Origin of the sequence: Dysgonomonas hofstadii (assembly GCF_014196915.1) — a bacterium.
Classification (GTDB): Bacteria; Bacteroidota; Bacteroidia; order Bacteroidales; family Dysgonomonadaceae; genus Dysgonomonas; species Dysgonomonas hofstadii.
In genome coordinates this window covers 122,640-135,806 of the sequence record NZ_JACIEP010000008.1, presented here as the reverse complement: position 1 = coordinate 135,806, position 13,167 = coordinate 122,640, and the positions used below count along the sequence as shown (strand labels likewise).

Here is a 13,167-nt window from a genome sequence, read left to right as displayed (position 1 = left end):
AAAATGCAGATGGAACAACAAGGAAAATATATATACGAATATCCTCGTCCGGCAGTCACTACCGACTGTGTTATATTCGGATTTGATGAAGGTGAATTAAAAGTATTACTAATAGAAAGATCTATTGAACCGTTTATCGGACGATGGGCTTTACCCGGAGGCTTTGTCGGAGAAGAAGAAACGGCGGAAGAATGCGCCAAACGTATCTTAAAGAAAGAGACTTGTCTGGATAATATCTATATGGAACAGTTGTATTCCTTTTCTGATGTAAAGCGTGATCCCCGCTTCCGGGTTATCAGCATAGGATATTATGCACTGGTAAAACTTTCGGATTATAATGCGCAGGCCGGGATTGATACAACAAATATTAAATGGTTCTCAATCTCCGACATCCCTGAACTGGCTTTTGACCATGCAAAAATATTAGAGACAGCAAAAGAAAGACTCAAAGGAAAAATAAAATATCAGCCCATAGGATTTGAATTGCTTCCCGAAAAATTTACTTTGCCTGATCTGTTTCATTTATATAAAACAGTGTTACAAACGGATCTGGATGACCGCAATTTCCGGAAAAAGATATTGAGCTATGGTCTGTTGATTGATACGGGAGAGATGCAAAGAGGTGCCCGTAACAGAGCTCCTAAGCTGTATAGCTTCGATAAAGACAGGTATGAAGAGCTCACGAAAACAGGGTTTTATTTTGAACTATAATACATACAATATCAAATGGCTACTCAATAAAGGCTAAATCATCATTAGAGGCAAAACAATTGGGACGTGAAGATGATATTTTCAATTTATGTGACAGACTGAATAAAAAATTATAACAATGAAAACAACACTATACAGGCCAATAGGCCTCAAGGAACTACAATTAATAATTGATTTAGCTTTTAAAGCTTTTCCTCCACGATTGGAATGGCAACCAATTTTTTATCCCGTACTCAATCAGGAATATGCTGAGCAGATAGCCGATAAATGGAATACTAAAGACGAATTTTCAGGCTATTGTGGTATTGTGACAAAATTTGATTTGCCCTCGGACTATTTACAAAAGTATAAAGTTCATAATGTAGGAGGTTTTATACATAATGAGTTGTGGATTCCATCGGAAAATTTAAATGAATTTAATAGTAATATTATCGGACAGATAGAAATCGTAAAAGTATTTAAAGGTGATAATTTTGATATATCATCCAACGATGCAGCAATCCAATGTGTATTAAAATATTTAGACAAATGAAAACAGAAATAAAACTTATAAAAAGCGACATAACGACAATAGCTGTCGATGCTATCGTAAATGCGGCAAATTCCTCTCTGCTTGGAGGTGGAGGTGTTGATGGAGCTATACATTGTAAAGGAGGTTCTCAGATATTGGAAGAATGCAAAGCTATCCGCAACCGTCAGGGAAAATGTAAAGCCGGAGATGCTGTTTACACTTCCGCCGGATTATTATCTGCTAAATATGTTATACACACTGTTGGTCCTATATGGAGCGGAGGAAAGAATAAAGAACCTGAGCTATTAGCTTCATGTTATAGAAAGTCATTGGAGATAGCGGAATCTCTACTTGTAAAATCGATCGCATTCCCGAACATCAGTACAGGTGTTTATCATTTTCCTAAAGCAGAAGCGGCACAAATCGCTATTGCTACCGTAAAACAGTTTATTGACAGTGAAGACAAAAATATAGAGGAAGTTATATTTGTTTGTTTCGATGATGAAAATTATCAGCTATACGAATCTATATTAGGTGAGTAAAAACTTATTACTTCTCTTTTGCGAGTTTTACTACTACATCATAAAGCTGACCTACTGTTAATGGTTTGATATTCTCTTTATTAAAAGGAAACAAATTAATGCCTTCGCTATGAAATAGATATTCATTCTCTTTCAGGTCGAAGGCTTTTCTTATTGAGCCTTTTTCATCAAGGAAGTCTATTCCAAACTCATCTTGTATTGCTAAAAGAAATTCGTCACCATCATCCCCTGTTATACCTAGGTCTTTTTCAACGAGTGTATCTCTTGTTATAGATTCATCACTTGGTAAGCAAAAACTATCAATAGTAAAATCGACAAAGTTCTTGAAACTAAAATCTCTTACATGTTGTTGAGGGAGAAAATCTGTCGCATGAATCAGCCTGCATAAACTTATTAATAAATGAGCATCTTCAATCTTATTGAGGTGGTGATACAATTCGGAAAGGTTGACCCATTTGAGACTTTTATCAGCCCGACTAAGGCAAACGAGATAAGGATAAACTTGTTCAGTCGTTACACCGATACTGGGGAAATATTTTTCACCTAATTTGGAATAACGTTCAATTTTGCCTTTTCCAATCCTCATGTTGGTTATATATTTCTCCAATTCATGTATATTGTGAATTTCTTTCGGTAAGCGTTTGGCCGGTGCGGTTATTATTGTACTGTTTCCCGAATGAAGCTGTGGGACAGGTAGGCTCTGTACTTCCAGTCCTACATATATTTGTCCGTTCTTTCTGAATACAGGTAATGTGACCAGGGTGTTTGAACTTACGGTGGATGGATATACATATTCAAATATTGCATTACTGTTTTCAACTCCCATTTCGGAGAAATATGCTCTGCGGGTATTCAGGAAACCCGCAGATTTTTCACTCTTCTCATAATCCTGTGTCTGCAAAGATAATAGTTCCGAAAAAGTAACAGGCTTGATAAATCTGTCATATTTTATTTTCATTCTTTCTCCCAGCCATTTAGGAAGAGGTGTATTTTGCTTGAAAAAAAGATTGTAAATATTCAGTTCCAGCCGGGCTTCTACTAAAGCCCCGGTTTGTGCTGTATTCAGCAATTGAGCTGCATCATATTCGTGAATATATCCCGACTCTTTAAAACCGGAGAAACCATCTGCTAAAGTTTTATTTACAGTTACTGGTTTTGTTAATTCTATCAGTGTGGAAGATACTTTCTCATTGATACCTCCGGGAGATGTATAGTAATTGAGCGATTGAATAACATCTGCATAATGATCTTTACTTATTCCAAATCGTGTATGCAGAATATCCTCTATATTTTCAGCTTCTCCAACAGTCATTCCTTCAGGGATGTAACCACTATAATGTTTAGCATCCAAGATGGCACTATCTGTTTTCACATTCGCTAAAGGGCGTGGATATCCGTGTTTCGCCAATATCGTAAAGCCATTTTCATGTTTATAATAAGGAATAATATCAAGTACATTGTTCGGACGCGCTACCACATCATATATTTTTTTTGTTTTGAGATTTAAATACGAAGAAAAATGCAGAAAAGAATCTTCCCGAACTGGAAGATGCCTTATAAGTTGCAACTGTTTTCCTCCTGATATTTTCTCTCCGGCAATCAGGTAATTGGTAGGAGGAAAACCGATCTCCTTTCCAGATAAATTATATATAGCAAATTGATTTTTATACCTGTTATTAATAATCCATTGATTATAAATAGGAGAAGAGAGGATAATACGTAGGCCTGACTCACGAAATATTTCTTCAAACTCTTCTTGCGTAAAGTATCCGTATTCTTCCTGCAATTCAATATCCCAATTGGCATAATAGTCTTTGCGACGAATGAATTCAACAACATCGGTATAAAATGCCTGAAATCGTCGGGTATCTTTTTTTATCGCATTTATTTCCTGTATAGGAAAGCCTCTTTCATTTGTTAATGCCAATGATCGTGCTGTCTGTGAGAACTGTATAAATAACTCTGCGTCATTAGGCCGGTTGGGCTTATCAATTGATGATAATTCGAGAATCACCTCTTTCTCTTCGGGCTTCACAAAGTCACGAATAATCAGTACTCCTTTATCCTTTAATAACTCAACTTGTCTGCGTAGGGTATTTAGAGCTCTGTTCGTGTCATAACCATTATACGAAGTAATATGGTGGATAGCAGAGCAATTAAAGAATCCATTCACAGAATTATTTGCAAATGTGTTCAGTTTTTCGCCATCATCTTCCTTGAAAGATAAATTGGGATAATTATATGTTTCCTGTGCGATTTGTACCATCTTGGGATTTATATCCATCCCGATTATTTTCATCTCAGGAAAAAGTCTTGCAAGTATGGCCGTGCTTGTACCCGATGCCATACCTACATCGACAATTGTATTACCTTTCTTAGGCTCAAAAAATACACTGGCTGAAGCTACTTTCTCTACTGATATGGCATCCATCGCTTCCAGATATTGCTGATAATTTTTCTTATCTCCCCGGTCTTGGCCTGTATAGTTGGTATCCATTCGCAAATTATTTTATGCGAATGTACTGATTTTGTGTTATATTTTTACCAGATTAGCTGTTTCCTTGGCAATTCCTATAGTTGCAATAGTCCCGCTGTTAAATTGTAGAAAATCCGATTCTATCCCATCGCTGAATATAATTCCTCCTGTGGGCATCAGGGATTCTATGCGAAGATGTTTTTGGTTATTTATTAGTCCTACCGAAATATCAGCATGTGTACGGATGCTCTTAAAAGGCTCACGAACAGCAAATAGGAGTTGATTTTCTTTTAATTTAGGTTGTCTCGGCTTGATATTCTTTTCAAATAAACCTGTAACTCCATAAGCCATGTTGAATACGGAGCTTAGCCATCCGGTAGAGCCGGCCTGAGTGGATACAATTATCCCGCTGGAGGACTGTTCTTCTGTACTTTCATTAAAAGACAATTTGTATCTGGCAGAAATATGGGATGATGCTCCTATAAAAAGGTCGTTAAAAGCTAATAGACGTTGACCGTCATTTAGATGAGCTTCGGCAAAATTGACTTTTAAGGATTGATAATTATCAGATAAGACGTTTTCAACTCCATCGATAAAATTCGTAGTGTCGAAAGGAAGAAGAATGCCATCATAACGTTGTTTGTCAGGATTTACAGCTACGATTGGTCTCGCGTGCGAATATTTTGCAGTATTGGCTACCAGACCATCTTGTCCGATTACAACAATCATATTTTTATCAGAGAACAGATAAGATGGAAGATAGGTTCGGTCTACAATCTTGTGTTTTATCACCTTCGATAACTGAGACTGCAGCGAATTCAGAGAGTCATGGAAAATATCATCTTCCATTTCATAGTCGTGAAAGTCACCGCCAAGCCGTTCGATATAGAACTTGGCCTGAGACTTTGTATTGAAGCGCTCAACCAGAGTCTCAAGCCTTGTCTTATTCTTTACTATGATTGCATATTCTATATTCATTTTTTCTCAGGTCTTTCATTATTAAGAATAGAATCCAGCAAATCGGGACTGATATTCAGGTTACCAATCTTCTCTGCATTTTGTGCTAATTCGCGAAATGCAAGGGCAATATTGTTACGAGCGTCAGAATGTCCGGCCAGAGCAGTTAACGATCTCCAGTCCATTTCCTTGTATGGTTTCAGCATTGCTTCAATCTGAAATCCCTGCACCTCGGCTTCTTTTTTGTCGTTCTCTGTTTTTTGCTCAATAAATATCTTGCGCTGATTTTCGACTACAATATCAGCCTCGATGTTCATTTCTCGTAGTTTACGATTGTTTTCCATCCGCTGCACTTCCGACTCCATCCGCTTTTCATCAATCTGCTTTTGTTTTTCTTCCACGGCAATTTCGGTATTCAATTCTGATTCTTTAATCTTACGCTCCTGCTCCACCGCAAAGTTCCGTCTTTCATATATCGCTTGATCCGCCTCCTGCTGCAAGCGTTCACGGGTCTCTGTCTCTAAAGCCTTTGACATTTCAGGGGTTGCCTGAACAGCTAAGACATTCGCACCTAATATTTCTATTCCCAGCATATTAATGGCATCGGAAGATTTTAGTCCTTCCAGAATACGATGCTCCATTTCTTTGGCTGAACGGATTGCTTCTTTCAACCCGATATTGTGTATAAAAGAAGATGTTGAAGTCTGAGCTTCATTGATGATCCGCTGATTGAGCTTTTCAATATCATTCTTTTTATATGTTTCTGTATCAGTTACAGTAAAATCCAATACGTCCGCCAACATTTTAGGATTGCTTATTTTGTAGCTTATCTGACCTTGTATCGTAACTTTTTGATAGTCGTTAGTCGATTCCTGAAAAATGAATGGTAAATCATTACTACCCATAGGGATAGCTACAATTGCACTGTTTGGTGCAAAATAGAAGAATGATAATCCGCGTCCTTCTTTCTTTAAAATCCCATTTTTGTAATAAAATACATGGGTCATCGAGTCGAATTTGCTGTGATTGATTCCAAGCATAACTGTAAAATTTAGTTGTTGTTACTATATAACTTAAATAACGTATTATTTACGTAAACAAAGTTATATCAAATAAATTCATGTGCAAGCAAATTAACGTAAGAAATACGTTATTACAATTAATTTATAATAACTCTAAATAATATATACTAATACAATATTTGTTATCATTTATTTATAGGCCTTCTAACAAAAAAGAGACTATCCTGTAAAGGGGATAGTCTCATGTTTTAAAATTTAATCGATTAGTAGCCTAATTACAGCCACTGCAATCATAGCCCAAATTTGATTTCATCATCTAAATTTAATAAGTTTATTTAATTTAGATTCATTATGGTCTATTATTCAAACTGGTCATTCTTATACCGTTCATTCACTTTACGCATATCTTTCAAAATACTCTTATCAAGTACACGAGCATAGTGGCGAGTCATTTTGGTATCTGAATGTCCCAGCATTTTGGCCACATTTTCGATACTGACCCCATTGTCCAAATAGACAGAAGTCGCATAAGTGTGGCGTCCGCAATGTATCGTGAGCTGCTTCTTTATACGGCACAAATCGGCAATTTCTTTCAGAGAGCAGTTTTCTTGAAAACATGAACTCTTTATCAATCAGTTACAAAGAGTGGTTTTTAGTGAGGTAACGAGTTGGAAACGGTTTTTTGGACTGGTGTTTGCACAGTTTTACATAAGCCGAATAGCCATTCACAAATATAAGGAATAATTCCTAATCTCGAACCTATCTGATTAAAATTCCCCATCATGTTAAAATTGCAAATTTTTAATATTAGATTTGCACCCTAATAAACATTGAGCATGTTGGATTTTGGAACCATATTTTACATTGTAAATGCAGCAATACCACTGATTCTTATCTTTTCGACATTACTGATGCTGCTCATAGCAATTCCTTCAACTCCGGAGTTGGATAATTATCGGGCATCACGCAAAACCATGGCTTATGCGTACCTTATTTTCGGAGTACTTAGTGGAATAAATGCCATAATGAACGGACCGAATGCATCAGAGTCCGATATGTTTATAGTTGCAGCTATAACATTGACAATAGGTTCTTTTCAGTCATTCCTATTTACATATACACTTATTATATTAATCAATCCGTCATTTTTTACCAAACGATGGTTAACCTGCCAATTAATACCTATTTCGACCTTTAGCATATTATCTTTCTTCTTCTTATTTCTGCCAGCCTCTTATTTTCAGAAAGTCGTATTCTATTCATTTCTTACATTTTATTTGTATCAATTAATTTTTTATACACACACTTTCGTAAAGGAATATAAACAATACCATTCTGCTGCCGACAACTACTTCTCGGGCGATGAGGCAAAGCATCTCAATTGGGTAGCTATTGTCTTTTTTTCTGCATTAGGCATCGGCATTTTAGCCTTGGCTCTTATTATTTTTCCTAATCCGGTTTTCGATTTGGTAGTGGCGATATTATGTGGCACTTTTTATACCTGTTTTCTGGTTAAATATATTAATTATCCTTATATATTTAACAAAGTAACAATACTGAGAGAAGAGACTGTTACTGACTCTAACGGGGACAAAACACAAAATAACCTGTCTCAATTAATCAGACAATGGGTCGAATCCAAAGCTTACACTGAGTCTAATATTACTATAGTTAGTTTAGCTAACACGCTAAATACGAATCGGACTTACCTGTCGGCTTATATCAACAATAATATGCAGATGAATTTTAATGCATGGGTTAACACATTACGTATTGAAGATGCAAAAAAACTATTAAAAGACACAACTAATTTTCCCATAGCCGATATTGCTACCCAATTAGGTTATGCCGACCACAGTTCTTTTAGCCGTCAATTTAAGAAAATTACAGGTTTCTCTCCCATTGAGTGGAAAAAAGAAAACTAAAAACTCTTCTTTTATATTCCGTAAACAACATCAGATGAGTCTATTTGCGTGTTTAACAAATCGTAAAATACATAATTGTATGATTTGTCAAATACTGAAAACGGTTTTGGTATATATTTGTTAAAATCAATTTTCAACAAATAAAATCAATTACTAAATGAAAACAATCGAAGAGCAAATTGAAAAGCAAAAAGAAGTAAAAGAAGTTTACGAAAAACCTGCTATTGAGATTATCGAAATGGAAACAGAAGGTATTCTTTGCGGAAGTGGAGGAGATTATAATCCTGGTGGAGGAAGACCTTGGAGTTAAATAAAAATAAATACAAAACAATAATTGATATGAAAAAACTGTATTTATTTTTATCAATAGGTATTATTTTCTTTGGCGCGTGCAGTAACAATGAAATAATAACAGAGCAACCTGATGATAAAAACTTTGCACCACAATTGATTGCCACAGTAGAACAAAATGATGTGACTACAAAATCAGGTGTGATAGAGGATAATGACTATACATTCGGTGAAAAGTTTTACTGGACAAACGGAGATGCCACTACTGTCTTTTTCGTAAATGGTTCTATGACCCATCAAACTCAGTATAAAAAAGTTGAATATAGCGCTGATGTAGCGGCAGGCGTACAAAGCAGCAGCGCCGCATTCAATGTTGTCCAAGCTGATATTATCGACAACGGCGAATACACTGCCTATGGCCTCTTCCCTACTGCGGCATGGGAAACAAGAACTAACTATATAGATTTTATGACGGTAAACATGCCTGCTTATCAAATGCAAACGCAGGCCAACTCCGAGCATCTGGGGGCGTATATGCTGATGAAAGCTGCAAGCAGCGTAACGGTGGGCGGCAACAGCCCTATAGCTCTCACTTACAAGCATCTGGCTTCGGTGATCCGCTTTGCCGTTTGGAATAACTCGGGCGACAATAATTTGAAACTGGCAAATATTAATGTAAAGTTAAACTCGGGCAAAGCAGTGTTCGCAACTCAAGCCAAATTGGCTGATATTGATGCTGCTTTGCTCACGGTTGATAATCTTTCGAATGTTCCGGGCTTGACTTTACAATTAACAGGTGATGCCCAAAATTTTTCAACTAAAGACGGAAAAAACCAGTGTGAAGGTTATATGGCTGTATTACCCACAGCTACAGATGCGTTTGAAAGTTCAGATGACTTAATTATTGAACTATCCTTTATGGACGGGACAAATAACTATCTTGTTACTAAAACATATAATATCGGTACTTCGCTCAATTTTCTTTCCAATGGTATGGAGCAGGGCAAAAGTTATTATTTCCAGCTAGAAGTAGGCAGTGGCGATCTTAACGCAATAACAGGGACATCCTACGCCGTGGGCGATTACTGGCCTGACAATGCCAACCCCGAAGGTATTGTATTCTGGTTAAAGCCGGGCCGCTTTGGCACTCGAGGCAAAGTAGTGGGATTAGGAGAAACCTATATTTCAAAATGGGGCCTTGAAAATGATGAGCAAGCTGCCGGTGTAACAGGCATCCGCAGCCTGACAGACGGAGCAGCTGCTACCAGGAACCTTATCCTTAAATATAGGGAAAGCCCTACTTTTAATATTGATTATCCGGCATTCTTCCATATATATACTTTAGTAAACGGTGGTAATGAAAACGGAGTTTGGTATCTGCCCGCCCGGAATGAATTAAACGCACTTTATGCAGGGTACAACGGCAGAGTTTATGAGAGTATTATGAACTGGGTAGGTTATATGCCTGGTTATGATTCGGCAGAGTGCATAAATGCTCGCCAAGCATTCAATACAAAACTGACAACAAAAAACGGAGATGCCTTCAGTAGCAATGGAGACTGGTATTTATCTTCATCGGAAATATCAGATAAAAGAAATTATAGTTTTACTTTTGCGAATGGTAGTGGTTCTGCGGACGATAAAACATACGATGGTAATATCCGTTGGATACGTAATTTTTAGATGTATAGCTTTGGTAGCAGGGTACATGACCCTGCTATTTTAATTCTGGTCAATATTTACCATATACAATAGAGAAGGAAACAGAAACAAGTTAGAAATATGTTACACAAATCACTGATATATATCACTCGGTTACTCAACGATTATCTGAGGCTCCGTTTCAAACTGACAAACGACATCGCATTTCTGACTTCACCTAAAGAATCGGATAATACATTTCCGGCTAATAGGATTGGAATTTCGATGATTAATCTTGAGCGGGAAACAGTAACAGGGATTAGTTTTAACCGGAAACAGGTTGACAGTAGGCAATTCAGGCAAAGCGCTCCAAGTTGGCAACTCAACATTTATATACTCTTTGCCGCTATTTTTCAGGGTAAACAATATGAAGATGGGATTCAGATACTATCCGGTGTTTTATCTTTCGTTCAGAAAAACCATATGTTGACCTTGCAAGAATCGGGAACAACATTGTCTATTGAACCGGTTAATCTTTCATTTCACGAATTATCTAATATCTGGAGTATTTGTGGGGGGACATATCACCCCTCAATAGTATGTAAATTGAGAGCCTTGACTGTAAACGAACAGGAAATATCAGATATGTCTGTAGCTATAGGCAATGAAGAGTTAAAAATCGATGGTTAAAACTTAGTGAAGCTATGCAATATAAAAATTGGATAACGGTACAGGTCGACCATGTTTTTTTTGAGCATCAACGAAAATGTGGTATAGAACTAATGCCGTCTTTCGAAACGTATTTGTTGTTGAAAAAAGCAGGTGTAATATGGCGTAAACAAGATGCTATAACATGGATACTGATTAAGGCAGACTTTGATGAAAATGAAACAGACCGGACATCCCTTATATTAGGAGAAGACAGATGTCAATTGGTGTTCAATTTGAAACCTTTAGATAGCGCCTTCAATTATTTCAGTTGTACGGAAGAATTGTATGGTGATTACTGGAGGCTGATTCGGAACGAAAAATCACAAATAGTCCGATATAACCTTCATATACTTATAACCAACCAGCTGATAAGAGAAACAAAAAAAATACAGATAAAAATCCAAAGCAAAGAAGCTTATTGGGCATTTATACTCATACCTAAGTATACCAAAAGAGATGCCATAATTGAACTCCGTGAAAACAATAGAAAACTCATATTCACTACTACCGAAAAATTCGAACAGCCCGGAGAAGACTCTGCTTTCATCTGTATGACTACCGAAAAGATTGCAATGAAGGAAATATATGAATATCAAATTAGTTTATGGGAGAAAAAAAATAGTGGAGAAAGAATATTGAGCAATCATATTTTTTTTCCAAAACCAGAAACATGTGCTCTTCTAAAACAGAAAAAGGCAATAACAAGTTATGTATATTACTAATTTAATACCTATAGTTTATTATGGCAATGAAAACACCGGGAGTATATGTGATTGAAAAAAACGCATTTCCCAGTTCAGTCGTAGAAGTTGCTACTGCAATCCCGGCTTTTATCGGTTATACGGAAAAAGCTGGAAACGGTAGCTTAGATTTAACAAATAAGCCTCGGCGTATTACATCTATGGCCGAATACCATTCGTATTTTGGAGGTGCTCCTCAGCCTGAATTTTCTTTTAATGTAAAAAAAGAAAATGTGGTTACGGCTCTCTTAACTGAGAATATAAATGAGGCTGAAATACAGGCAAAAGAAAAAGTTATAATGGCATCAACGAAAGAAGAAAAGGCTGCCTTAGAATACTCGGTGACTTACGACCGGACATATACTTTCTATTACAACCTATTATTCTTTTTTGCAAACGGAGGTGGTTCTTGCTATATCGTGTCTGTTGGGAATTATAACGTAAAGCCTGACAAAAAACAGATATTAAACGGGATAGATACTTTGCTCAAAGAGCAAGAGCCAACCATGCTTGTTATTCCTGAAGCTGTTAATTTTTCGGAAAAGAGCGATTGCAAAGAAATACAGGAAGCAATGCTTAAACACTGTGGTTATCAAATGAAAAACCGGATTGCCATATTAGATATTTATTCGGGTGATAAAGAAAAATCTTACAGAGAAGGTGTTTTTAAAGATAAAGATGTCATTACTTCTTTCAGGGATGATATAGGTGCTAATTTTCTGAATTATGGAACTGCATACTATCCCTGGCTAAACACGTCGATCATTTCTGAAAATGATATCACATTTGAATATTTTAGTAAAGAAGATTCACGTGCAACATTGGTATCTTTTCTTACAGAAAAATTAATAGAACCATTAGATCAGTTACTTGGCAATGAAAAAGACGGAAAAGAACAGTTGAGGATTGGAAACAGGAAAAAAGAATTAGAAATCCTGATTAAAAATCTTGGTTCCTCAGAAACCGATATACAAGACCGTAAATCTATTCATGAGACATTAAGAAATATTTGTCCGGAATACAGAGAGCTTATTAAGGATATGGCACAACAAATCAATGTTCTCCCTCCTTCTGCAGCAATGGCAGGCATCTATACAATGATCGATAATACCCGTGGAGTCTGGAAAGCCCCTGCTAATGTCAGTGTGGCTAATGCTATCGGCCCAACCGTAAACATTACCCATGAGGAGCAGGAAGACCTGAATGTACCTCTTAGCGGAAAAGCAATTAATGCCATCAGAACATTTACCGGAGAAGGAATAAAAGTGTGGGGAGCCCGCACGTTGGATGGAAATTCGTTAGATTGGCGTTACATTAATGTCCGACGAACTATGATTATGCTTGAAGAGTCGATCAAAAATGCAGCTCGTATTTATGTATTCGATCCGAATGTAGCCAATACATGGATTAGTGTGAAAAGTATGATCGGTAATTTCCTGAATGGAATATGGAAACGTGGAGGTTTGGCCGGAGCTGCACCTGACGACGCTTATAGTGTGCATTTAGGCTTAGGAGAAACGATGACACCCGAAGATGTACTTGAGGGAATTATGCGCATTACTGTGCTGGTTGCTATTAGCCGTCCGGCTGAGTTTATAGAAATTACATTCCAGCAACAAATGCAAAAAAGCTAATCAACA

Annotated in this window: 12 protein-coding genes and 1 pseudogene; 9 read left to right on the top strand and 4 right to left on the bottom strand. The window is 36.9% G+C overall.

All coding sequences use genetic code 11. The features are described 5' to 3' along the window. The first annotated feature begins 9 nt into the window (after positions 1–9). The 3 genes from GGR21_RS12380 to GGR21_RS12370 all read left to right on the top strand — a co-directional run bounded on the left by GGR21_RS12380 (position 10) and on the right by GGR21_RS12370 (position 1,764). Positions 10–711: an NUDIX hydrolase gene (locus tag GGR21_RS12380; protein WP_183307542.1), complete on the top strand. Its 702-nt coding sequence runs from the start codon at positions 10–12 to the stop codon at positions 709–711. A 118-nt stretch (positions 712–829) separates the two neighbouring features. Next, the gene (locus tag GGR21_RS12375) at positions 830–1,243 is read left to right on the top strand and encodes an ADP-ribosylation/crystallin J1 (RefSeq protein ID WP_183307541.1); all 414 of its coding nucleotides are present in this window, start codon (positions 830–832) and stop codon (positions 1,241–1,243) included. After that, positions 1,240–1,764: an O-acetyl-ADP-ribose deacetylase gene (locus GGR21_RS12370; RefSeq protein WP_183307540.1), complete on the top strand. Its 525-nt coding sequence runs from the start codon at positions 1,240–1,242 to the stop codon at positions 1,762–1,764. Before GGR21_RS12375 ends, GGR21_RS12370 begins: the two co-directional genes overlap by 4 nt. 7 nt (positions 1,765–1,771) lie before the next feature. Here the strand turns inward: GGR21_RS12370 and GGR21_RS12360 are convergent, their stop codons facing one another. The 4 genes and pseudogenes from GGR21_RS12360 to GGR21_RS12345 form a co-directional block, all read right to left on the bottom strand. Next, the gene (locus GGR21_RS12360; RefSeq protein ID WP_221232991.1) at positions 1,772–4,261 is read right to left on the bottom strand and encodes a class I SAM-dependent methyltransferase; all 2,490 of its coding nucleotides are present in this window, start codon (positions 4,259–4,261) and stop codon (positions 1,772–1,774) included. Positions 4,262–4,297: 36 nt separating this feature from the next. Next, positions 4,298–5,218: an NAD(+)/NADH kinase gene (locus tag GGR21_RS12355; RefSeq protein WP_183307539.1), complete on the bottom strand. Its 921-nt coding sequence runs from the start codon at positions 5,216–5,218 to the stop codon at positions 4,298–4,300. Further along, positions 5,215–6,237, bottom strand: a complete 1,023-nt coding sequence (locus tag GGR21_RS12350) for an SPFH domain-containing protein (protein WP_183307538.1) — start codon at positions 6,235–6,237, stop codon at positions 5,215–5,217. The genes GGR21_RS12355 and GGR21_RS12350 overlap by 4 nt, the downstream gene beginning before the upstream one ends. Before the next feature lie 341 nt (positions 6,238–6,578). After that, positions 6,579–6,824: pseudogene (locus GGR21_RS12345) on the bottom strand (tyrosine-type recombinase/integrase); the annotation flags it as partial. A gap of 231 nt (positions 6,825–7,055) precedes the next feature. On the opposite strand from GGR21_RS12345, the gene GGR21_RS12340 reads away from it, so the two are divergent. The 6 genes from GGR21_RS12340 (at position 7,056) to GGR21_RS12315 (ending at position 13,161) form a co-directional block, all read left to right on the top strand. After that, positions 7,056–8,144, top strand: a complete 1,089-nt coding sequence (locus GGR21_RS12340) for a helix-turn-helix domain-containing protein (RefSeq protein ID WP_183307536.1) — start codon at positions 7,056–7,058, stop codon at positions 8,142–8,144. 157 nt (positions 8,145–8,301) lie between these two features. Continuing rightward, positions 8,302–8,454, top strand: a complete 153-nt coding sequence (locus GGR21_RS12335; protein ID WP_183307535.1) for a hypothetical protein — start codon at positions 8,302–8,304, stop codon at positions 8,452–8,454. 29 nt (positions 8,455–8,483) lie between these two features. After that, positions 8,484–10,118 carry a hypothetical protein gene (locus GGR21_RS12330; protein WP_183307534.1) on the top strand — a complete coding sequence of 545 codons (1,635 nt, stop codon included), beginning with the start codon at positions 8,484–8,486 and terminating at the stop codon, positions 10,116–10,118. A gap of 99 nt (positions 10,119–10,217) precedes the next feature. Then, the gene (locus tag GGR21_RS12325; protein WP_183307533.1) at positions 10,218–10,766 is read left to right on the top strand and encodes a DUF4255 domain-containing protein; all 549 of its coding nucleotides are present in this window, start codon (positions 10,218–10,220) and stop codon (positions 10,764–10,766) included. 14 nt (positions 10,767–10,780) lie between these two features. Next, on the top strand, positions 10,781–11,509 hold the full coding sequence (locus GGR21_RS12320) for a hypothetical protein (protein WP_183307532.1): 729 nt from the start codon (positions 10,781–10,783) through the stop codon (positions 11,507–11,509). A gap of 17 nt (positions 11,510–11,526) precedes the next feature. Then, positions 11,527–13,161: a phage tail sheath family protein gene (locus GGR21_RS12315; protein WP_183307625.1), complete on the top strand. Its 1,635-nt coding sequence runs from the start codon at positions 11,527–11,529 to the stop codon at positions 13,159–13,161. The last annotated feature ends 6 nt before the right edge of the window (positions 13,162–13,167 follow it).